Genomic DNA, 22,764 nt, shown 5'->3' with positions numbered 1-22,764 from the left:
CAGCAGACCGCACCGCGGCGTTGCCGGGACGGCGGATAATGACGCGCTTCCAGCCCTGGTCGTCTTTCATGTCCCTGCCTGCGCCGTTGCCCGCCGCTTTGTTCGTCACCGGTACCGATACCGGCATCGGCAAGACCTTCAGCAGCTGCGTGCTGCTGCATGCCCTGCGCCGGCATGGCGGCACGGCCGTGGGCATGAAACCGGTCGCCAGCGGCTGTGAGCGCACCCCGCAGGGCCTGCGCAACGAGGACGCCACCGCCCTGCTGGCTGCCAGCGTGCCGACGCCCGGGTACGACGACCTGAACCCCTTTGCGCTGGAGCAGCCGCTCGCGCCGGAGATCGCCGCGGCAGAAGCGGGCGTGCAACTGTCGCTGGCGCCGATCGAAGCTGCCTTCGCGCGCCTGCGTGCCAGCGCGGACACGGTGGTGGTGGAGGGCGTCGGCGGCTGGCTGGCGCCGCTGTCGGCCACGCTGGACCAGAGTGATCTGGTGCAGGCGCTGAAGCTGCCGGTGGTGATGGTGGTCGGGCTGCGGCTGGGTTGCCTCAACCACGCACGGCTGACCGCCGAGGCGATCGCGGCCCGCGGCGCGCACTGCATCGGTTGGATCGCCAACGAGGTGGACCCGGCGATGGCGCGCCGCGATGAGAATGTCGCGCTGCTCAAGGCGCGGTTGCCGATGCCGTGCTGGGGCCGCCTGCCGTATGCGCCGGGTGCGGATCCGGCGAGCCTGGCAGACCGCCTGGTGTTCTGAGCGTCAGCCCGCCGCGCGCGCCTGCAGCGCGTTGGCCAGCCGGCCGACGGTGGCGATGGCACCGACGAAGCGCGCATCCAGTTCCTGGCAGCACGACAGGCGCAGGCAATGACGGTATCGCGCACCGCGTGAGTACACCTGGCCGGGCATGAACACCACGCCCTCGGCCAGCGCTTGCTCGAACAGGTCCCCGGCATCGATCGCCGCGGGCAGTTCCACCCACAGCAGGAAGCCACCGGTCGGCTGGGTGGCCGAGGTGCCGGGCGGAAAATGCTGGGCGATCAGCCCACGCACGTGGCTCACCTGGTCGCTGTAGAGCCGGCGCAGCCCACGCAGGTGGTGTTCGTAGTTTCCGGCCTCCAGGAATGCCGCCACCGCATCGCCGAGCAGGCGTGATTCGGCGCCGGAAGAATGGAATTTCAGCAGCTGGATATCGGCAGCGAAGCGACCCCCGTCGAGCCAGCCGATCCGGTAATCCGGCGCCAGCGTCTTGGAGAAACCACTGCAGACCATGATCCAGCCATCGCGATCAAAGCTCTTGGCCAGCGGTTCCAGCGGCTCCTTGAACTGCAGTTCGGCGTAGACCGCGTCTTCGATCAACGGCACCTGGTAATGGTTCACCAGCGCGGCAAGGCGCTGTTTGTTCGGCACGGGCATGCTGCCGCCGAGCGGATTGTGCACGGTCGGCATGGCCATGATCGCGGCGATGCCACCGGCGGCGAGCAGGGCTTCCAGCGCATTCAGATCGAGCCCGTCGCGTGGATGGGTCGGCAGCTCGATCGCGCGCAGGCCCAAGCTGCGCAGCAGCGGGTAGATGTTGAAGTACGAGGGCGCTTCGATCGCCACCGCATCGCCGGGTTTTGTCACCACGCGCAGGGCCAGCTGCAGGGCTTCCATCGCGCCATGGGTCAGCACCAGCCGATCCACCGTGGTGTGCAGCCCCAGCCGCGGCCCACGTTGCACGATCTGCGCCAGCAGCCGCGCCGCACCGTTGGGACGTGCGTAGGTCTCCACCGTGGTGGCGGCACGACGCAGCACCTGCGCGGTACTGCGGGCCAGCTGCGCGCCGGGATAGAAGCGCTTGCCGCGCGGGCCGGCGAAGGCCAGATCGACGATGCCCGGCTGCTGCTGCGCGGCCAGCACGCGCGCCATCATCGCCTGCTGGGCGGGTGCGCTCGGCGGCGACGGTGCCTGCCGCAGCGTCTGCGTGGGTTCGGGCAGGCGTGGGCTGACCACGAAGCCGGCCTTGGGCCGCGGCAGCACCAGCCCGGCGTCTTCCAGCTGCCGATAGGCCGCGATCACCGTGTTGAGGCTGAGGCTGCGCTGCGTCGCCAGCCCGCGCAGCGAGGGCAGGCGGGCGCCGACCGGCAAGCGTCCGCTGCGGATCGCGTCGGCCATTTCATCGGCCAGGGATTGGTAGAGGTTGGTCGCCATCGGCAGCTGCATCCACAGAATCTGTAACCGTGCGGATGCCAGTCATCTGCATCTGTATCCGCGTCTGGCGCCAGCCTACCATGCGCTCTTGCGACTTCCCCCCGCGCACGGCAGGTCACTGTGTGCCGTGCTTTTTTCTCCTTCCCGAGCGCGCTCAGCGGGCCGAGATCGTGGTGCTCACCAGGCGCGGCTGCTCGCGGTACAGCGCCGGGTACTGTTGCTTCAGCGCGGCCACCTTGGGCAGGTCGTTGATGCGGATGTACAGCGATTCGGGGTGCAGCGTGAGGTAGTTCTGGTGGTAGCCCTCGGCGGCGAAGAACGGCTTGCCGCCGTCGACCTGGGTGACCACCGGCGCGGCGTAGGTCCTGGCCTGTTGCAGCTGGGCGATGTAGGCACGGGTGGCATCGCGCTGGGCGGCGTCGTCGGCATAGACCGCAGAGCGGTACTGGGTGCCGCGGTCCGGGCCCTGCCGGTTGAGCTGGGTCGGATCGTGCGCCACCGAGAAGAACACCTGCATCAACTGGCCGTAGCTCACCTGCGAGGGGTCGTAGGTCACCTGCACCGCCTCGGCATGGCCGGTACCGCCGCTGCCGACGCGCGGGTAGGTCGCGTTCGCCGCGCTGCCGCCGATGTAACCGGAGAGCGCACTGTCCACGCCCTTGATGTGCTGGAACACGCCCTGCACGCCCCAGAAGCAGCCGCCGGCGAATACCACCTGGGCGCGCTTCACGCCCGGCTGGCGCAGGTCCGCCTTGCCGGTCGGTGCAGGCACGGCCACCGTCGCAGCGGCCGCGGCAGCCTGTGCGGGCCGATCCAGGCCCACCACCACGCTGGCGGTGAGTGCCGCGATGGCAACGGCGATGCCGCCGGCAACGAGTTTGTCGAATGCGATCTTCATGCGATGGCTCCTCAACCAAACGTAAAGGCGTAGGCGCGCACGCCTGGATCGAGGAACTCGATCTCGAAGGTGCGCTCCTGCACGTCGCCGGACTGGCGGATCAGCTGATACAGGCGGTTTTCATCCACGACGCCGTCGCCGTCGGCGGAAACATCGCCACCGGCCGCGGCACCCGGCACGTGCCCATCGATGCGCACGCGGAACCGCACGGGCTTGCCGTCTTCGCCCGGGGCCAGCACCAGGTGCAGGTCGCGCGCATGGAAGCGGAAGGCGATGCGGCCGCCGCCCGTTTCCAGCCGGGCATCTTCGTTGCCCACGGTCCAACGCCCGGCCAGGGCCCACCGGTTGTGCTGCAGCGTCGCAGGCGCGGCGTAGTCGGCGGGTTGATCCTGGCGCTGGCCGCCGGGCGAGGCGAAGTTCTCGGCCCGTGCATGGCCGAGGTAGGTCTCCGGCGATTTGAGGTTGTCCATGTCGGCCTGACGCGCCACGCCGTCCAGCGTCATGGCCACCGGTGCATCGTCACCGGGCAGCGTGTTGCCGGCCTCGCGCAGCAGCTGGCGGATGATCTGCTCGGACTGTGCGTAGTTGCCCTCACCGAAGTGATGCGCACGGATCCGGCCCTGCGCGTCGATGAAGTAGTGGGCCGGCCAGTACTTGTTGTTGAAGCCGCGCCAGATGGCGAAGTCGTTGTCGATCGCCACCGGGTAGGTGACCTTCAGATCGTTCACCGCGCGCTGCACGTTGGCCAGGTTGCGCTCGAAGGCAAACTCCGGCGCATGCACGCCGATCACCACCAGCCCGTGGTCGCGGTAGCGCTCGGCCCACTCGCGCACGTAGGGCATGGCACGCAGGCAGTTGATGCAGGAGTAGGTCCAGAAATCGACCAGCACCACCTTGCCGCGCAGCGCCTGCGCATCCAACGGCGGGCTGTTGAGCCAGCCGGTCGCACCGGCCAGCGGGGGCAGGGTGCCTTCCACCGGCAGCGGCTGACCGGGGGCACTGGCCGCGCTCGTCATCGCGGCACCGGCAGCAGGCTGCTGTGCCGGCAGCACGTCAAGCAGGCCCTGTTCCAGCTTGGCGGTGCTGACCGTGGAGAGCCGGGTCAGCACGCCGGTATCCCAGCCCATCGCGATGGCGACCACCGCCAGCAATGCGGCGATGCCCAGCCCGCGGCGTACCCACTCCCCCACGCCGAGGCGACGCTTGAGCGCGGCGAACACACGCCCGCCGATCCAGATCGCCAGGGCCAGCGAGGTGGCCGCGCCCAGTGCATAGGCGAGCAGCAGCCCGCTGGTGCCGACACTGGCCCCCTGCAACGCCGCGCCGGTGAGGATCAGGCCGAGGATCGGACCCGCGCACGGTGCCCACAGCAGGCCGGTGGCGATGCCGATCAGCAGCGAGGTGCCAACGCCCCCGCGTCCGGCATCACTGGCCGCATCGGCCGAGGCGCTCAGCCGCGCGCCCAGCCGCTGGAACGGGGACAGCAGGCGGTCGGCCAGCGCCGGCCATAGCAGCGCCAGCGCAAACACCGCCATCACCACCAGCGCGATCCAGCGTCCGATCTGGTTGGCCTGCGCCACCCACTGGCTGCTCACCGCCGCCAGGCTGGCGACCACGGCGAACATCAGCGCCATGCCGATCAGCAGCGGCAGCCCACTGCGCAGGAAAGGGCGGTCGGACCGTGCGAACACGAACGGCAGCACCGGCAGGATGCAGGGGCTGAGGATGGTGAGCACGCCACCGAGGTAGGCCAGCACGAGCAGAAGCATGGAGAGGTCCTTCTATGACGCAGGGAGTGCGGCGCTCAGGCCGCGACGAAATTCATGGCCACGCCGTTCATGCAATAGCGCAGTCCGGTCGGGCGCGGGCCGTCATCGAAGACGTGGCCGAGGTGGCCACCGCAACGCCGGCAGTGCGCCTCGACCCGGACCATGCCCAGCGTGGTGTCGCGGTCTTCGCCGACGGCATCGTGCAGCGGCGCCCAGAAGCTGGGCCAGCCGGTACCGCTGTCGAACTTGGTGGAGGAGGAGAACAGCGGCAGCGCGCACCCTGCACAGGTGAAGGTGCCGCGCCGGTGTTCCTTGTTGAGGGGGCTGCTGAACGGCCGCTCGGTGCCCTGCCGGCGCAGCACGCTGTACTGGGCCGGGGTGAGCTGCTCGCGCCACTGCGCATCGCTGCGCATGACCTCGAACTGGCGCGCAGGCGCGGCAGGGGCCGCCGGGGCAGGGCCGCTGCAGGCGGTCAGGCCGAACAGACCGGCGGCGGCCGCCATGCCACCCATTCCAAGCACAGTGCGACGTGTGTAGCGCATGGCCGATCTCCGGGTACGGGAACGATGCGGCCATGCTGCGCCCGGCCCGGTCAACGAATCCTCACGCGGGGTTAAATTTTCCGTGACACATTCCGGTCGCGATCCGCCGACAATGCCTCATGCCCTCCTGCCGCCCCCCGAGCCGATGAGCAGCGCCAAGCGTGTCCTGATCGTCGAAGACGATGTCCACATCGCCAACCTGCTGCGCATGCACCTGCGCGATGAGGGCTATGAGGTCACCCATGCCGCCACCGGCGATGAAGGCCTGGCCCTGCTCGAAGCGCAGCCGTGGAGCGCACTGGTGCTGGACCTGATGCTGCCCGGCGTGGACGGCCTGGAGATCTGCAAGCGCGCCCGCGCGATGACGCGCTACACCCCGATCATCATCACCAGTGCCCGCGCCAGCGAAGTGCACCGCATCCTCGGGCTGGAGCTGGGTGCGGATGACTACCTGGCCAAACCGTTCTCGATGCTGGAACTGGTCGCACGCGTGAAAGCACTGCTGCGCCGCGTGGAAGCGATGGCGCAGAACGCGCGCATCGATGCCGGTGAAACCGAGGTGGCCGGGCTGCGCATCGACCCGGTCGCACGCACGGCGCAGGTGGAGGGCAGGCCACTGGAACTGACCCCGCGCGAATTCGACCTGCTCTACTTCTTCGCCCGTCACCCAGGCCAGGTGTATTCGCGCATGGACCTGCTCAACCAGGTCTGGGGCTACCAGCACGACGGCTACGAACACACCGTCAACACCCACATCAACCGGCTGCGCAACAAGATCGAGCGCGATGCGGCCAATCCGCAGCGCATCCAGACGGTCTGGGGACGGGGCTACAAACTGGTCGATGGCAACGAAGGGGGCGGCGCATGATCCGGCTCACGTTGTCGCAGCGCCTGTCCGCGGTGTTCTTCGCGCTGCTGCTGTTGTGCTGTGGCGCGCTGGTGTGGATCCAGATGCGCAGCACCACGGTGCATGAGCAGGAAACCGTACAGCGCCTCTCGCGCGGGCTGGCCGAACACATCGCGCGCAGTGGCGAGTTGATGGATGGCCGCGGCATGCGCAACGGCGAAGTGCGCGCGCTGTTCGGCAAGCTGATGGCGGTCAACCCGAGCGTGGAGGTATACCTGCTCGACGACCAGGGCCGCATCCTCGGCCACGATGCTCCGGACGGTCATCTCAAGCGCAGCCGGGTCGATCTGGCACCGGTAAAGGCGCTGCTGCGCGACGAGCCGCTGCCGATCCTCGGCGATGACCCGCGCAGCGCCACCGGCCGCAAGGTGTTCAACGCGGCGCCGCTGTGGGTGCAGGGGCATCAGGCCGGCTACATCTACGTGGTGCTGGTCGGTGAACAGCGAGAAGCACTGGCGGCCAACATCGCCGCAAACAGTACGCTGCGCACCACGCTGTGGTCGTTGGCGATCGTCGCGGTGGTGGGCCTGCTGGCCGGCCTGGTCGCGTTCCGTTGGGTCACCCGCCCGCTGCGCCAGCTGACCCGGCGCATCCAGTCCTTCGATGTCGATGCCGCCACTCCCGATGCCGCCCCGCCGCCGGCGCCGCTGCGCAGCGGCGAGCGCGATGAACTGGCCATCCTGCAGCACAGCTTTGGTCACATGGCCCAGCGCCTGGGCGAGCAATGGCAACAGTTGCGCCAACAGGACCTGCAGCGGCGCGAGCTGGTGGCCAATATCTCCCACGACCTGCGCACGCCGCTGTCCTCGCTGCACGGGTATCTGGAAACGCTGGCCCTCAAAGACGCCACGCTGGGCGCCGACGAGCGCCAGCGCTATCTCTCGATCGCGCTGTCGCAGAGCCACAAGGTCGGGCGCCTGGCCCAGGCGTTGTTCGAGCTGGCCCGGCTCGAACACGGCGGTGTCGTACTGGACCGCCAGGCGTTCTCGCTGCCGGATCTGATCCAGGATGTGTTCCAGAAATTCGAGCTGGCGGGCGAGTCCCGCCGGCAGACACTCAGCGCCGACATTCCGCCGGGTATCCCGCCGGTGATCGCGGACCTGGCATTGATCGAGCGGGTGCTGACCAACCTGCTCGACAACGCGATCCGCCATACGCCGGAAGGCGGGCGCATCACGGTCACCCTGCGCGCGGCCGATGGCCAGGTGCAGGTCAGCGTGGCCGATACCGGCCCGGGCATTGCCGCCGAACGCCGCGCCACCCTGTTTACCGCGATGCCGGCGTTGAGCAGCCAGCGGCCGGACAGCGGTGGGCTGGGCCTGCTGATCGTGCATCGCATCGTGCAGCTGCACGGGCGTGAGATCCGCCTGCTGGAGAGCCGGGAAGGGGCGTTGTTCGTGTTCTCGTTGCCGGCAGCGCGGTAACAGCGCCCAAAAAAAAGACCCGACAGAGGGAGGGTTCTGTCGGGTCTGGGATTGCGTGGGGGGAGGGACCCACGCAAATTCGATGTTGTCCGGCTCAGCCGCGGGTCTTGCCTGCGCTGGGCGTGGCGGCCGCGAACGGCTGCCGGGCGAGTTCGCTGAAGGCTTCGGAGGCCTTCAACCCCAGGCCGGCCACTTCCTGGCTGGCGCTGGTCCAACGGGCGAGGTTGTCACGCGCCAGTTGCGCGCCCTTGGGCAGCAGCGACTGCAGCGTGCCGGAATCCTGTGACTGCACGATTTCACCGAAGAACCCGCTGGTGGCGGTGATGTTCTTCTCCAGCGTCTTCAACTGCACCCCGAACATGCTTTCGGCATTTTCAAGCGCGAGCCGGTTGGCGCGCGTGGCCCTGGCGGCCAGCTGGCGGGTGTAGTCGCTGAAGGAATCGGTGAACGCGGACGCCATGGTCAGGACGGCTCGAGAACGTTGATGCAATGCAGCATACGCCGAAAATATTGCATTGCAACATTTCGTTGCCAGTTGTGGTCCGGTTTTGGTTAAACCGGTTTCCAATCAATGGGTTGCGCTTCCGGGTCAACCGCGATAGCGGCAGCCGGAGGTGCAGGTTTCGTGCACGGTGACTTCGCTCAGCTCGGGCAGGGCCGGCTTGAGTTCGTTCCAGATCCAGACCGCCAGCCGCTCGCTGGTCGGGTTCTCCAGGCCGGGGATGTCATTGAGGTAGTGGTGGTCCAGGCGGTCATAGATCGGCTGGAAGGCGGCTTTGACGTCGCCGAAATCCATGATCCAGCCGGTCTGCTCACCTGGCTCGCCCTCCACTTTCAGTTCCACCCGAAACGAGTGGCCGTGCAGGCGCGCGCACTTGTGGCCCGGCGGCACATTGGGGAGGTGGTGAGCGGCCTCGAGGGTAAAGACTTTGAAGATTTCCATGGCCGCATTGTAGCGGTGGCCCGGGGGCGCGGCAGCGCCAGGCCGTTAATTGTTGCTAACGAAAACATTTCCATCCGGATGAAGAGATGTTAGTTTCTCTTATATCCGTATGAAGAGATGTTATTGGCCGTGGTTCAGCCAGACATGGACTACTGCGGAACTTGTCGTCCACCACCCCACTGAAGTTCATGCCCAAGCCCACTCTTCTTGTAGCGGCGTTGTCCGTCGCTCTGGCAACGCCTTTGACCGCGTTCGCCGACGCCGCCCCCGATGCCGCCGCCGCCGGCGACAGCAAGACCCTCGCCGCCGTGCGGGTCACCGGGTCCAACATCAAGCGCACCGATACCGAGTCGGCCAACCCGGTGCAGGTGATCGAGCGCCAGCAGTTGGAGGAGACCGGCAAGGCCACCGTCGCCGACCTGCTGCGCTCGATCTCGGCCAACACCGGCAACGCCAACAACGAGACCACCAACAACGGCTGGGCCTCCGGTTCGGCCGGCATCGGCCTGCGCGGCCTGTCGCAGAAGAACACGCTGGTGCTGCTCAACGGCCGTCGCCTGGCCAACTACGGCTTCCCGGCCGGCGGCCTGTCGGACACCTTCGTCAACCTCAACGCGCTGCCGCTGGTCGCCGTGGAGCGCATCGAAGTGCTCAAGGACGGCGCGTCGGCCGTGTACGGCTCCGATGCGGTGGCCGGCGTGGTCAACATCATCACCCGGCAGAATTTCGAAGGCGCCGAACTCGGTGGCAGCCTCGGCACCGCCGACCAGGGCGGGCTGGACGAGCAGAACCTGAAGTTCATCGGCGGCATCGGTGATCTGGACACGGATGGCTACAACATCCTGGTCAGCCTGGAAGGCTACAACCGCGAGCGCCTGGACCAGGACCAGCGCGACCTGACCAAGTCGGGCATCTACACCGACAAGCCCGGCGGCCGCTGGAACGGCTGGTCGGCCAAGGGCGCGCGGTATCTGGTCAACGGCACCTCGGTGCCGATGCTCGATGCCAACGGCAACTGCCCGGAGGGCACCACCCTGGTCGCCAGCGCGCCGATCGATGGCCTGGCCGGCAACACCTGCGGCTTCAACCAGGCGCCGTACACCACGCTGATCCCCTCGACCAAGCGTTACCAGGCCTACGTCAACGGCACCTTCCGGGTGAACGACAACGTCGAAGCCTTCGGTGAAGTGCTCTACAGCGAGATCAAGGGCGTCTCCTGGTTCGGCAGCAGCCCGTTCTTCACCCTGGAAAGCGGCCGCTTCGCGCTCAACGCCGATACCGGGCTGGCCGAGCCGGTCTCCTCCAATCTGCCGGCGAGCAGCCCGTACAACCCCTACGGCCGCGCCGTACCGATCGAGTACACCTTCTTCAACCTCGGCGCGACCATCAAGACCAACCGCTCGCAGGCTTACCGCGGCCTGGTCGGGCTGCGCGGCAGTCTGCAGAACTGGGACTGGGAAGTGGGTGCATTCGGTGCGCGCAGCAGTGAGCGCGAGACCGTCTCCGGTGGCTTCGCCAACCGCTATGCGCTGGCCGATGCGCTGGCCACCGGCAGCTACAACCTGCTCAATCCCGCGGCCACCCCGCAGGACGTGCTCAACGCGATCAACATCAGCACGCTGCGCCCGGCCGAGTCGGTGCTGCAGGGCGTGGATGCCAAGATCTCCGGTGCGATCGGCCACACCTGGGCCGGCGAGATCGGCTTTGCCGCCGGTGCCGAGTGGCGCCGCGAGAAACTCGATTCCAACAACCCCTGGCAGATCGATGCGGGCCTGCAGATCCGCCCGGCGATCGCCGAGGTGCACGGTGAGCGCAAGGTGACCGCGGCCTATGCCGAAGTGAACGTGCCGCTGGCCGAGCGCCTGGAGCTGCAGGCCGCTGCGCGCGCCGATCACTACAGCGATTTTGGCGATGCCTTCTCGCCCAAGCTGAGCCTGCGCTGGCAGCCGTGGGACATCCTGCTGGTGCGCGCGGCCGCCTCCAAGGGCTTCCGTGCGCCGTCGCTGTCGGAGAATTCCAACAGCACCAGCATCGCCTACGGCAGCGTGATCGATCCGCGCGATCCGGATGTGCCGGGCTCGCGGCAGAACCCGACCTTCTTCACCGTGGGCAACAACGACCTCAAGCCCGAGCGCACCAAGAGCTTCAACGCCGGCATCGTGCTCTCGCCGTGGTCCAACACCAGCCTGAGCGTGGACTACTACCGCATCGAGCTGGAGAACCTGGTGGGCACCAACAACACCCAGACCCTGGTCACCGACGACGTACCCGGTGCGGTGCTGCGCGATGAGCGCGGCAAGCTGCTGGCGGTCTACAACCGCTATCAGAACCTGAGCGAGCTGAAGACCTCCGGCTTCGATGTCGAACTGCGCCAGCGCTTCCCGACCGAGCGTGCCGGCGACTTCGGCCTGAGCACCGCCTTCACCCACGTGCGCGACTACAGCCGCCCCACCGTGGTCGGTGGTCCGCTGGTGGATTACGCCGGCAGCAACCTCGGCGCCACCCTGCCCAAGAACAAGGCGACCACCACCTTCGACTGGAGCTATGGCGATTTCCGCACCGCGCTGACCTGGTACTACACCAGCGGCTACGACCAGAAGGCCAGCGCCGCGGCCACCGCCGTGCAGGACCGCGTGGATGGCTACAACCAGTTCGACCTGTACCTGGGCTACACCGGCATCGACAAGCTGACCCTGTACGCGAAGATCCAGAACCTGGCCGATGAGGAACCGCCGTACGACGCCTCGTTCCCGGGTATCCGCGCGCCGTACGACTTCAGTCAGTACGACCTGCGCGGCCGCTACTTCACGGTCGGCTTCGACTACCGCTTCTGAACCTGCGGGCCGGTCGCCTTCGCGCCGGCCCGGCACCTGGCTGCACCGGAGCGTGCGCATCCAACGGGGCCGGCGGAGATGCCGGCCCGCTTCATGGGGAACTGCTGTGTCTTTGCATCGTGTCGTGTCACGTCCCATCACCTGGCTGGTGGGCGCGTTGTGGTTGCTGGCCGCGCCAGCGTTCGCGCAGAGCGCGTACTTCTTCCCGCAGGGCGGCGAGTTCGATCCGTCCATTCCCACCCCGCAGCAGTTCCTCGGCTATGAGATCGGCAGCCGCTACACGCGGCACGATCAGCTGGTGGCGTATTTCAACGAACTGGCCAAACACTCCGACAAGATCAAGGTCGAAGAGATCGGGCGCAGTTACGAGGGCCGCCCGCTGCTGATCGCCACGGTGACCTCGGCACAGAATCTGCAGAACCTGGAGGCGCTGCGGCGCCAGCACGTCACCCTGGCCGATCCGGCGCAGCCGCTCTCGGCCGCCGGCAGCAGCCCGGTGGTGGTGTGGCTGGGCTACAGCGTGCACGGCAATGAAACCTCCAGCGGTGAAGCAGCGATGCTCACCGCCTACTACCTGGTCGCCAACCGCAGTGTGGAAACCGCGCAGTGGCTGCAGCACGCGGTGGTGCTGTTCGATCCGGCGCAGAACCCGGACGGGCGTGACCGCGCGGCGAGCTGGCACAATGCGTATGCGTCCTCGCCGGCCTCGGCCGACCCGGCCGACAAGGAACATGTCGAACCGTTCCCGCAGGGCCGCACCAATCACTACTTCACCGACCTCAACCGCGACTGGCTGGCGCTGACCCAGCAGGACACGCGGCCGAAGATCGCGTACTTCCACCAGTGGTATCCCAACGTCCAGATCGATTTCCACGAGATGGGCAAGGACAGCACCTACTACTTCGAACCGTCGCCGGCCAGCATGCACAGCCCGCTCATCCCGGCGTCGTCGTATGCGTTCAACAAGACCCTGGCCAAGTACCACGCACAGTCGCTGGATGCGCTGGGCTCGCTGTACTACACCGGGGAGAACTTCGATAACTTCTCGCCGGTCTATGGCTCGACCTACCCGGACTTCCACGGTGCGGTGGGGGTGACCGTGGAGCAGGCCAGCTCGCGAGGCCGCGTGCAGGAATCGGTCAACGGCCTGCTGACCTTCGGCTTCACCATCCGCAACCAGGTGGCCACTGGCCTGGGCACCGTGCGCGGCGCGGTCACCGAGCGCGACGGGCTGCTGAAGCTGCAGAAGGATTTCTTCCAGTCGGCCCTGAAGCAGGCCAACCATCAGCCGGTGAAGTCGTTCGTGTTCGGCGACGCGGGCGATCCGGGCCTGACCCGGCGCCTGCTGGATCTGCTGCTGCAGCACCAGATCACCGTGCAGGCATTGAGCGCCCCGGTGACGGTGGACGGCCAACGCTTCGAGCCGGGCAGTGCCTACGTGGTCCAGGCCGCGCAGCCGCAGTTCCGCCTCGTCCATTCGATCTTCGCCGACACCCCGCCGATCAAGGGCGATGTGTTCTACGGCAGCACCTCCTATGCGATCGCACCAGCCTACGGCGTCGCATTCGCCGCCAGCCGCAGCCGGATTGCCGGTGGCGAGCGCGTGGCCAGCGTGCCGGACGCGAACGGTAGAGTGGTCGGTGGCGAGGCGGGCTATGCCTACGTGTTTGACTGGCGCGATTACAACGCCAGCCGCGCGCTGTACGCGCTGCAGGCCAAGGGCCTGCTGACCCGCGCCGCGTTCCAGCCGTTCACGGCAGCCACCGCGCAGGGCGAGCAGTCGTTCGGCTACGGCAGCGTGGTGGTGCCGGTGGCGGGCCAGCCGCTGGCCGGTGCCGAACTGCTCGCGGCGGTCGACGCCGCGGCACGCAGCAGTGGCGTGCATATCCAGGCGCTGTCCAGTGGGCAGAGCCGTGGGGGTATCGATCTGGGCAGCGACAGTGTCAAGGCACTGCGCAAGCCGGCGGTCGCGCTGGTGATGGGCGAGGGCGTGAGTGCAACCGAGATCGGCTCGGCCTGGTTCCTGCTTGATCAGCATCTGCAACTGCCGGCCAGCAAGATCGATCCGGCCCAGCTCGGCAAGGTCGCTCTGGATCGCTACACCACCATTGTCCTGGCCGGGGGCACCTACGGTGGCGTCGATGCCACCGCCGTGGCCGCGCTCAAGCGCTGGATCAATGCTGGCGGCACGTTGATCACCTATGGCACCGCCGCGCGCTGGGCAATCGAGCAGAAGCTCAGCGACGAAGTGCTGGGGCCGGAGGAGAAGGAACCGGAGGCGGCACGACGCGCCTTTGGCGATCAGCGCGACATCGCCGCGATCGAACGCGTGAGCGGCAACATCCTCAGCGCCGACGTGGACACCACGCATCCGCTGGGCTTCGGCGTGCCGCGCCGGCAGCTGGCGGTGAACAAGGAAAACGGCCTGAGCTTCCAGCCCAGCCGCAACCCGTTCTCCACGGTGGTACGCATCGACGAAGCGCCCAAGGTCAACGGGTATCTGTCCGAGCGCAACCGCAGCCGCGTCGCTGGTGCGGCCTGGCTGCTGGTCTCGCCGCAGGGGCAGGGCAACGTGGTGCTGTTCGCCGATGACCCGGCGCATCGCAAGTACTGGCACGGCACCGAGCGCCTGCTGTTGAACGCGATCTTCTTCGGCAACCAGCTCAACCCGACCAAGCCGCGCGGCTGACGCCTTCGGCAGCGGTAGTGCCGGCCGCTGGCCGGCTCCCGACCACACCCGGGGTGACACGCCGGCCTCCCCCGCTATGTGTCCGACACAGCCGACCAACGTCGGCTGTTTTCGGTTGCTGGACACCCATCACACCCCATGTGAAAATTCCGTATTGCGAATCATTCGCAATAAGAATAGGATGGCGCCCGCCGGGATCGCCCGGCTGTTTCCGCGAGAAGCCGCCCGCCTGATCGCTGCGCGTCCACGTTGTCGAACCGTAACCGTCCTTTCTCCAGGGGAACCACCATGAAGATCGTCCCGCTCACCGCGGCCCTGCTGGCACTGGTGCTGGCGCCGGCCGCCCATGCACAACCGGCCACCAAGGCCACCCCTGTGTCCCCGACCGCGGCTGCCTTCCTGGCGCAGTTCGCCACCGAAGGGACCGACAGCGTCAGCTGGGCCCAGTTCGAGGCCTTCCGCAAGCAGCGTTACACCGACACCGACCGCAACCAGGACGGCCACGTCGACGAACAGGAATACGTCGATGAGTACCTGCAGCGCTTCGATGTGCGCCTGGCCGACGCGCGCGCTGGCCACCTGCGCCAGACCGACACCCGTTTCAAGGCACTGGATCGCGACGGGAACGGGGCGATCAGCCGCGCCGAGTACGATGCCGCCGGCGAACGCACCTGGGCCGGCTACGAGGCCTCGCAGAACGCCACGCAGGAGACGGCCGCGGCGTCTTCGCGCGATCCGCTGAAGATGCCGACCTCGCACACCGCCAACGGCATGCTGGAGCTGTACGACCGCAACCAGGATGGCGCGGTGGATCGCGACGAGTTCGACGCAGTGCGTGCCGCGGGCTTCGCCGCCACCGATGCCGACGGCAACGGTACGCTGTCGCTGGCCGAATACACCGCCGAGTTCAGCGGCCGCCTGGAGCAGCAGCGCCAGCGTGTCCGTGCCGATGCCGCGCGCCAGGCCCGCGTGCGCTTCGCCTCGCTGGACAAGGACACCGATGGCCGCATGACCTTTGCCGAGTACCAGCTCTCGGGCAAGCGCATGTTCGACCGCGCCGACAGCAATGGCGACGGCGTCGTCGATGCACGCGATCCCGAGCCGGTCGCCGGCGCGCATTCGGCCAACGGCAACCGCTAGCGGCCTGGACGTGCCCTGCACGTCGCACGCCTGCACCCACGGATGAACCCGGCGCGCGCCCCCTGCGCGCCCTTGCCCCCCAGCCCCGCTCGATCCACCGATCGCCGCAGCCAGGAACGGCCCGCCGCCACCGCGGCCTCACGCCATTTCTTTCCCCTCCTGCGGAGCTTGATCATGAAGTCGTCCCTCACCCTGCTGGCGCTGGCGGTTGGCGCCAGCCTGTCCGTCACCGTGCATGCTGAAACCGCTGCCGATGCCAGCACGCTCGATACCGTGCGCGTGCAGGCCGAGCGCGCCAAGAAAACCCGTTCGACCAACCAGAACGTCACCGTCCTTACCGCGGCCGATCTCGACAACGAGATGGCCAACACGATGGAAGAAGCGATCCGCTACATCCCCGGTGTCAGCATCGTGGACATGGGCCGATTCGGCGACAACGGCTTCAATATCCGCGGCCTGGAAAGCGACCGCGTCGCGATCACCGTCGATGGTCTGAGCCTGGGCGAATCGGTGGAAACCGCGCGTTCCTACGAGTTCTTTCGCGGTGGCCGCGGCGATGTGGACATCGATACCCTCAAAAGCCTGGCCGTGATCAAGGGCGCCGACTCGATCAGCGCCGGCAGCGGTGCGCTGGGGGGTGCGGTGGTGTTCACCACCAAGGACCCGGCCGACTACCTCACGCGTACCGGCAACGATACCCACCTTGGGTTCAAGGCGGGGTACTCCGGTGCCAATGACGAAACCATGGGCACGCTGACCTTTGCCAACCGTACCGGCATCGTCGAATCGATGCTGGTCTACACCCGCCGCGAAGGCCATGAATCCGAGTCGTGGTATGACACCACCAACGACCGCATCGGGGTCGGTCGCCGCACGCCGGATCCGGTGGACAGCACCCGCGACAATCTGCTGGGCAAGTTCGACCTGCAGCTCGACGAGGCCAACACGCTGGGCTTCCTCTACGAGCGTGGCCGCGCCACCAACGACGTGGACAACCTCTCGCGCGTCTACGCGCCGGGTTACCTGTCGCGCAAAGGTCATGACACCAACGACCGTGACCGCTACGGGGTGAACTACCAGTGGCGCGCTGACAACGCGCTGTTCGATACGCTGGATGCACAGCTGGACCGCCAGGTCACCGACAGCCGTGGCATCACCACCATCGTGGCCGGCAGCGGCTGCCCCGGCGGCACGACGCCATGCCTGCGCAGCGAGAACCGCTCGACCAAGCAGACCCTGGACCGCGCCGCGGCCGACTTCAGCAAGGTCTTCGCCACTGCCGGCGCGCGCCATGACGTGGTCTACGGCCTGGCCTGGCAGCAGCGCGACATCGATTTCACTGCGGTTGATACGCGCTGGAACGCGGCCGGCGCGGTCGCCTCGGTGGAGATCGACCCGCGGCAGGTGCCCAAGACCGACGTGACCGCCTGGAACCTGTACCTGCGCGACAGCGTGCAGCTGCTGGACGAACGGCTGACGCTCAGCGCCGGTGCGCGCTACGACCGTTACGATTACTCACCGCAGGTGGATGCCACCTTCGTGGACCGCACCGGCACCGTGCGCGATGTGAGCTTCGCTTCGCCGAGCTGGCAGCTGGGCGCCGAGTACCGCTTCCTGCCCGATCACGCGCTGTGGGCGCAGGTGGGGCGTGGCTTCCGCGCACCGACCGTGGCGGACATGTATTCGCCGACCAGCGCCACCCAGGTCATCAACGCGCAGAACGGCCAGCCGCTGCTGCTCAACGACACCGTCTCCAACCCGGACCTGGAGGCGGAGAAGAGCCTGAATCTGGAGTTCGGCTACCGCTGGAGCACCGATCGCGCGCAGCTGGGCCTGTCGGTGTTCCGCGACCGCTACGAGAACTTCATCGAGTACACCAACCTGGTCCAGTCGGTACCCGGCGGCTTCCGCACCACCGCCACCGGCCCGGTGCTGTATTCGCGCAACTACACGATGCCGACCAACGCGGGCGAAGTGACGGTGAAGGGCGTGGAGCTGGAAGGGCGCTGGCAGATCAGCGACGCCTGGTCCTCGCGCCTGGCGGCCTCCTACAGCGAAGGCGAGAAGCGCAACGGCGACCCGCTGGAGAGCATCGTGCCGGCCAGTGCGGTACTGGGCGTGCGCTACGCGCCGTCGCCGGTGTGGAACCTCACCGCCAGCGTGACCCACGCCGTGGCCAAGAAAGCGAAGGACGCCTACACCACCGACGCCACCGGCAAGGTCATCACGCCCGCCTTCGTCGACAAGGCCGATGGCTACACCGTGCTGGATCTGTACGGCACCTGGAACGTCACCCCGCAGTGGAAGCTCAGCGCCGGTATCTACAACCTGACCAATGAGGAGTACTACCTCTGGCAGCGCGTGCGCAACATCAACAAGGGCACCAACACGCTGTACGGCTACGTCAACGATGAGGGCATCGGCCGCTACAGCGAGCCCGGCCGCAATGCGCGGATCACGGTGGCCTACAGTTTCTGAGTCGGGGCGCCGAGCCACTGCCGGACAGGCGCCAACGACCGGGCCGGTAGTGCCGGCCGCTGGCCGGCTCCCGAGACACACAAAAAAAAGGGCGACGCAGATGCGTCGCCCTTTTTGCGTTTCAGCGATGCCCGTAGGAATCAGCTGGCGCGACCGCCGCCGCCACCCTGGCTGCGACCGGCACCGCCACGGCGCTGGCCCTGCGGCTGGCCACCGCGCGGTGCACCGCGACCGGCGCCATCACGCTGGCCGCCACCGGCCTTCTTCGGGCCGGCATGGGCGTGGCGCGGGGCCTCGCTGTGCGGACGACGCGCATGCTTGCGCGGCGAACGATCGCCACCCGGCACTTCGGCCTTGCCCGGCGCACTGTTGCCCCAGCGGATCGGGGTCTGCGGCTCGAAGCCCGGCACGTCGCGGATGTCCATGTCCTTGTCGAGCAGGCGCACGATCTGGCGCAGCAGCTTGGCTTCGTCCTGGGCCACCAGCGAAATCGCCTGGCCGGTCGAACCGTTACGGCCGGTACGGCCGATGCGGTGCACGTAATCCTCGGCCACCATCGGCAGGTCGTAGTTGATGACCTTCGGCAGTTCGTTGATGTCGATACCGCGTGCGGCGATGTCGGTGGCCACCAGCACGGTCACGCGGCCGGCCTTGAAGTCACCCAGGGCACGCAGGCGCTGGCCCTGGCTCTTGTTGCCATGGATCGCCGCGGTCTTGATGCCGGACTTGTCCAGGAACATCGCCAGCTTGTCGCAGCCATGCTTGGTACGGCCGAACACCAGGGTCTGCTCACGGCTGTCCTGCGCCAGCAGGTGCAGCAGCAGTTCGCGCTTGCGCGCGCCATCGACCGGATGCACGCGGTGGGTGATGGTCTCGGCAACGGTGTTCTTCGGGGTCACCTGGATCTGCGCCGGATCGCGCATGAACTCCAGGGCCAGCTGCTTGATGCTCTCTTCGAAGGTGGCCGAGAACAGCAGGGTCTGGCGGTTCTGGCGCGGCAGCTTGGCGAGGATCTTCTTGATCGACGGCAGGAAGCCCATGTCGAGCATGCGGTCGGCTTCGTCCAGGACCAGGATTTCGATGCCGGACAGGTCGACGCTGCGACGCTCGATGTGATCGATCAGGCGGCCCGGGCAGGCGACCAGCAGGTCCACGCCACGGCGCAGCACGTCGAACTGGTTGCCCATGCCGACGCCGCCGTAGATGCAGGCGCTCGGGATACGCAGGTACTTGCTGTAGCCGCGCAGGCTGTCATGCACCTGGGTGGCCAGTTCGCGGGTGGGGGCGAGCACCAGTGCACGCGGCTTGCGCGGGCCATTGACGGCCTGCGGGTTGGTACCCAGGTGCTGCAGCAGCGGCAGGCCGAAGGCGGCGGTCTTGCCGGTACCGGTCTGTGCGCCGGCCAGCAGGTCGCGACCTTCCAGGGCGAGCGGGATGGCCTGCTCCTGGATCGGCGTGGGGGTATCGTAGCCCTGCTCGGTCAACGCGCGCAGCAGGAACGGGGCAAGGCCCAAGGATTCAAAAGACATCGGGTGGAAGCTCCAAAGACAAAGTAACGCCAGGCCGAATGGCCGGACGCGAGGCAGATCAATGTGATCGGCTGACTCGGAGCGTTCCCGTGAACCGCGCTGCGAGAATTGGGTGCAGTCGACGCGGTGCGAAGACTGGAATGCATGACGAATGGCGTCGGAGTGGGGGCGGGCGACGGATCGTTGATCCATATCGCCGGCGATCCCGAAGGGAAACGGACGGCCGCTGCAGACCCGGATAGTCTAACGGATGTTTGAGACCCATACCAAACTCCCCTGTTCAGCTTGGGAGGAGGAGGGCGGAACGGTCGAGCCACGCCATGCGGGGCTGCTCCTGCGCGTAGGCAATGCATTACGGTAAGGCGATGCGGCGGTGCAGCTGGTCGGCCCGCCAAGCATTTGATTACACTTGAAACCTATTTTCGCGATCCCGGATACCCACCCATGAAGCTTGGTTCTTTGAAGGAAGGCGGCCGCGACGGCACCCTGATCGTGGTCTCGCGCGACCTGCGCCAGGGCGTACGCGCCACCGGCATCGCCGCGACCCTGCAGCAGGCCCTGGAAGACTGGAGCCACCTGGCCCCGCGCCTGAATGCCCTGTACGAATCGCTGAACGATGGCGACGCCGACGGCGTGTTCGACATCGACCTGCAGGCGCTGGCCGCGCCGCTGCCGCGTGCCTATGAATTCGTCGATGGCAGCGCCTACCTGCCGCACGTGGCCCGCGTGCGCCGCGCCCGTGGCGCCGAAGTGCCGGAGAGCTTCTACACCGACCCGCTGATGTACCAGGCCACCAGTGCCGGTTTTTACGGCCCGCGCGACGCGGTCAAGGTGGTCAGCGAGGAGTACGGCATCGATCTGGAAGCCGAGCTGGTGGTGATCACCGACGACGTGCCCATGGCGGTGACGCCGGAGCAGGCTGCCGGCCATATCCAGCTGATCGGCCTGGTCAACGATGTCTCGCTGCGCAACCTGATCCCGGGCGAGCTGGCCAAGGGCTTCGGTTTCCTGCAGTCCAAGCCGCGCTCGGCGCTGTCACCGGTGTTCGTCACCCCCGATGAGCTGGGTGACGCCTGGCAGGACAGCAAGGTCCACCTGCCGCTGGCCACCCATATCAATGGGGAATGGTTCGGCGCGCCGGAAGCCGGCGTGGACATGCAGTTCAACTTCGCCCAGCTGGTCGCGCACGCCGCCAAGACCCGTCCGCTGGGCGCCGGTGCGATCGTCGGCTCGGGCACCATCGCCAACGAGGACACCAGCAAGGGTGCGTCCTGCTTCGCCGAACAGCGCACCGTGGAAACCCTGCGCGATGGCAAGCCGAGCACGCCGTTCATGTCCTTCGGCGATGTGGTGCGGATCGAGATGTTCGATGCGGCCGGCGAGAGCATCTTCGGTGCGATCGAACAGCGCATCGAGCAGGCGGCCAAGCCCTGAGCAACGGCCGGGAGACCGCCATGGAACCGATCGAGCTGTTCAGTTACTGGCGCTCCAGCGCAGCCTACCGCGTGCGCATCGGGCTGAATCTCAAGGGCCTGCCGCACCGGATCACCCCGGTGCACCTGGTCCGCGAGGGGGGCGAGCAGCACGGCGCGGCCTATGCCGCGCTCAACCCGCAGGAGCTGGTGCCGACCCTGCGCCATGGCGAGCGCGTGCTGCAGCAGTCGATGGCGATCCTGGAGTATCTGGACGAGGTGTTCCCGGCCCCGCCGTTGCTGCCCGCCGATGCGGAGGGCAGGGCACGGGTGCGTGCGCTGGCGCAGCTGGTGGCCTGCGACATCCACCCGCTCAACAACCTGCGGGTGATGCAGTATCTGGAGCGCACGCTGCAGGCCGGCGCCGAGGCACGCACCCAGTGGACGCTGCACTGGATGGCGGAGGGGTTCGCGGCGATGGAAACGCTGTTGGCCGGCGATGCCAGGACGGGCACGTTCTGCCAGGGCGACCAGCCCGGCCTGGCCGATGCCTGCCTGGTGCCGCAGCTGTACAACGCGCACCGGTTCGGGCTGGATCTGGCGCCGTACCCGACGCTGCAGCGGATCGAAGCCGCGTGCCTGGCCCTGCCGGCATTCGATGCAGCCAGGCCCGAGCATCAGATCGACGCAGGATGACGGTGGGCATCGACAGATCGACGCGGGGAGACGGGTAGGCATCGACCGTTGGTCGATGCGCCGTGTCAGATGCCCCCACCAACGGTGGGGAACCGCTAGAACCCGTGCGTGATCGCCGGTGCGGAGGCAGCCGAGTAATCTGCGTACGGATCGTGTTCGCTGCCGCCTTCGGACAGCCGGAATTTCAACGCCAGGCCATCGCGCGAGTCGGCCGCGCGCAGCGCCTCCTCCTGCTCGATGATGCCGTTCTTGGCCATCCGGAACAGGCACTGGTCGAAGCTCTCCATGCCTTCTTCCAGCGAGGCCTCCATCGCCGCCTTGATCTCGTGCACCTGGCCGCGGCGCAGCAGGTCGCGGATCATCGGCGTGTTGATCAGCACTTCGGTGGCCGGCAGGCGGCGCCCGTCCTTGCCCTTGACCAGGCGCTGGGAGACGACCGCACGCAGGTTCAGCGAGAGGTTCATCAGCACGTTGCGGTGCGCGCTCTCGGGGAAGAAGTTGAGGATGCGCTCGATGGTCTGGTCGGCGTTGTTGGAGTGCAGGGTGGCCAGGCACAGGTGCCCGGTTTCAGCGAAGGCGATGGCGGCCTCCATGGTTTCCGCATCCAGGATCTCGCCGATCAGGATCACGTCGGGCGCTTCACGCATCGCGTTCTTCAACGCGTCGTGGAAGGTGTGCGTGTCCAGCCCGACCTCGCGCTGGTTCACGATCGACATCTTGTGTTTGTGCAGGTACTCGATCGGATCCTCGATGGTGAGGATGTGCCCGGTCGTGGTGCTGTTGCGGTGGTCGATCATCGAGGCCAGCGAGGTCGACTTGCCCGAGCCGGTCGAGCCGACCACCAGCACCAGCCCGCGCGGGGTCATGATGACGTCCTTCAGGACCTGGGGCAGGTTGAGTTCTTCGATGCTGGGGATCTTGCTGCGGATCGCGCGGATCACCATGCCGACCTCGCCGCGCTGCTTGAACACGTTGACGCGGAAGCGCCCGGCGTCGGGCAGGGCAATGGCCATGTTGAGCTCGAGCTCGCGCTCGAACTGCGGGGCCTGGCCCTCATCCATCAGCGAGTAGGCGATCTTCTTGACCATCCCGGGCGGCAACCCGGTATTGCCCAGCGGATAGAGTTTCCCCTCGATCTTGATGTATACCGGTGCTCCGGTCGTCAAGAACATGTCCGACGCGTTCTTTTCGGTCATCAGCTTCAGGAAATAGCCGATATCCATGCGAAATGTTTCCCCAACAATCAGCGGCTTGCCATTGCAAGCGCACCGCAGGCTTCCGACAATGGCCGCGCACACAACTCTGGCGACGGCACCC

The 22,764-nt window shown here is 67.3% G+C and carries 17 protein-coding genes; 9 read left to right on the top strand and 8 right to left on the bottom strand.

The window, feature by feature from the left end:
* Nucleotides 1–68 precede the first annotated feature (68 nt).
* Nucleotides 69–752, top strand: coding sequence for a dethiobiotin synthase (gene bioD / locus POS15_RS15515; protein WP_046273813.1), 684 nt, complete (start codon nucleotides 69–71; stop codon nucleotides 750–752).
* Nucleotides 753–755: 3 nt separating this feature from the next.
* On the opposite strand, the gene POS15_RS15510 is transcribed toward bioD, so the two are convergent.
* The 4 genes from POS15_RS15510 to msrB all read right to left on the bottom strand — a co-directional run bounded on the left by POS15_RS15510 (nucleotide 756) and on the right by msrB (nucleotide 5,395).
* The gene (locus POS15_RS15510) at nucleotides 756–2,186 is read right to left on the bottom strand and encodes a PLP-dependent aminotransferase family protein (protein WP_284128430.1); all 1,431 of its coding nucleotides are present in this window, start codon (nucleotides 2,184–2,186) and stop codon (nucleotides 756–758) included.
* 154 nt (nucleotides 2,187–2,340) lie between these two features.
* On the bottom strand, nucleotides 2,341–3,084 hold the full coding sequence (gene msrA / locus POS15_RS15505; protein WP_284128429.1) for a peptide-methionine (S)-S-oxide reductase MsrA: 744 nt from the start codon (nucleotides 3,082–3,084) through the stop codon (nucleotides 2,341–2,343).
* 11 nt (nucleotides 3,085–3,095) lie between these two features.
* A complete protein-coding gene (locus POS15_RS15500) occupies nucleotides 3,096–4,853 on the bottom strand; it encodes a cytochrome c biogenesis protein DipZ (RefSeq protein ID WP_284128428.1) in 1,758 nt (585 codons plus the stop codon).
* A gap of 35 nt (nucleotides 4,854–4,888) precedes the next feature.
* Nucleotides 4,889–5,395, bottom strand: coding sequence for a peptide-methionine (R)-S-oxide reductase MsrB (gene msrB / locus POS15_RS15495; protein ID WP_046273816.1), 507 nt, complete (start codon nucleotides 5,393–5,395; stop codon nucleotides 4,889–4,891).
* Nucleotides 5,396–5,540: 145 nt separating this feature from the next.
* Between msrB and POS15_RS15490 the strand changes: the two genes are divergently transcribed.
* Together POS15_RS15490 and POS15_RS15485 are read left to right on the top strand one after the other, a co-directional pair.
* Nucleotides 5,541–6,263, top strand: a complete 723-nt coding sequence (locus tag POS15_RS15490) for a response regulator transcription factor (protein ID WP_046273817.1) — start codon at nucleotides 5,541–5,543, stop codon at nucleotides 6,261–6,263.
* Entirely contained in the window at nucleotides 6,260–7,726 is a 1,467-nt protein-coding gene (locus POS15_RS15485; protein WP_284128427.1) for a HAMP domain-containing sensor histidine kinase, read from the top strand. The genes POS15_RS15490 and POS15_RS15485 overlap by 4 nt, the downstream gene beginning before the upstream one ends.
* A 94-nt stretch (nucleotides 7,727–7,820) precedes the next feature.
* On the opposite strand, the gene POS15_RS15480 is transcribed toward POS15_RS15485, so the two are convergent.
* Nucleotides 7,821–8,186, bottom strand: a complete 366-nt coding sequence (locus tag POS15_RS15480; protein WP_046273819.1) for a phasin family protein — start codon at nucleotides 8,184–8,186, stop codon at nucleotides 7,821–7,823.
* A 129-nt stretch (nucleotides 8,187–8,315) separates the two neighbouring features.
* Complete coding sequence (gene queD, locus POS15_RS15475; RefSeq protein ID WP_046273820.1) at nucleotides 8,316–8,669, bottom strand: 6-carboxytetrahydropterin synthase QueD; 354 nt, start codon at nucleotides 8,667–8,669, stop codon at nucleotides 8,316–8,318.
* Between the two features lie 188 nt (nucleotides 8,670–8,857).
* On the opposite strand from queD, the gene POS15_RS15470 reads away from it, so the two are divergent.
* The 4 genes from POS15_RS15470 to POS15_RS15455 all read left to right on the top strand — a co-directional run bounded on the left by POS15_RS15470 (nucleotide 8,858) and on the right by POS15_RS15455 (nucleotide 17,810).
* A complete protein-coding gene (locus tag POS15_RS15470; protein ID WP_284129657.1) occupies nucleotides 8,858–11,503 on the top strand; it encodes a TonB-dependent receptor in 2,646 nt (881 codons plus the stop codon).
* 124 nt (nucleotides 11,504–11,627) lie between these two features.
* Complete coding sequence (locus tag POS15_RS15465; protein ID WP_284128426.1) at nucleotides 11,628–14,192, top strand: M14 family zinc carboxypeptidase; 2,565 nt, start codon at nucleotides 11,628–11,630, stop codon at nucleotides 14,190–14,192.
* A 288-nt stretch (nucleotides 14,193–14,480) separates the two neighbouring features.
* Nucleotides 14,481–15,332 carry an EF-hand domain-containing protein gene (locus POS15_RS15460; protein WP_284128425.1) on the top strand — a complete coding sequence of 284 codons (852 nt, stop codon included), beginning with the start codon at nucleotides 14,481–14,483 and terminating at the stop codon, nucleotides 15,330–15,332.
* Nucleotides 15,333–15,506: 174 nt separating this feature from the next.
* Nucleotides 15,507–17,810, top strand: coding sequence for a TonB-dependent hemoglobin/transferrin/lactoferrin family receptor (locus POS15_RS15455; RefSeq protein WP_284128424.1), 2,304 nt, complete (start codon nucleotides 15,507–15,509; stop codon nucleotides 17,808–17,810).
* A 140-nt stretch (nucleotides 17,811–17,950) separates the two neighbouring features.
* On the opposite strand, the gene POS15_RS15450 is transcribed toward POS15_RS15455, so the two are convergent.
* The gene (locus POS15_RS15450; protein WP_070426556.1) at nucleotides 17,951–19,339 is read right to left on the bottom strand and encodes a DEAD/DEAH box helicase; all 1,389 of its coding nucleotides are present in this window, start codon (nucleotides 19,337–19,339) and stop codon (nucleotides 17,951–17,953) included.
* Between the two features lie 444 nt (nucleotides 19,340–19,783).
* Here POS15_RS15450 and POS15_RS15445 point away from each other — a divergent pair, with 444 nt between their 5' ends.
* Together POS15_RS15445 and maiA are read left to right on the top strand one after the other, a co-directional pair.
* Nucleotides 19,784–20,773, top strand: a complete 990-nt coding sequence (locus POS15_RS15445; protein WP_284128423.1) for a fumarylacetoacetate hydrolase family protein — start codon at nucleotides 19,784–19,786, stop codon at nucleotides 20,771–20,773.
* A gap of 20 nt (nucleotides 20,774–20,793) precedes the next feature.
* Nucleotides 20,794–21,447, top strand: coding sequence for a maleylacetoacetate isomerase (gene maiA, locus POS15_RS15440; protein ID WP_284128422.1), 654 nt, complete (start codon nucleotides 20,794–20,796; stop codon nucleotides 21,445–21,447).
* Between the two features lie 95 nt (nucleotides 21,448–21,542).
* On the opposite strand, the gene POS15_RS15435 is transcribed toward maiA, so the two are convergent.
* A complete protein-coding gene (locus POS15_RS15435; RefSeq protein ID WP_046273783.1) occupies nucleotides 21,543–22,670 on the bottom strand; it encodes a PilT/PilU family type 4a pilus ATPase in 1,128 nt (375 codons plus the stop codon).
* Nucleotides 22,671–22,764: the final 94 nt, after the last annotated feature.

It is taken from the genome of Stenotrophomonas sp. BIO128-Bstrain (genome assembly GCF_030128875.1).
Lineage (GTDB): Bacteria > Pseudomonadota > Gammaproteobacteria > Xanthomonadales > Xanthomonadaceae > Stenotrophomonas > Stenotrophomonas bentonitica_A.
This window is presented reverse-complemented; position numbering and strand designations above follow the sequence as displayed.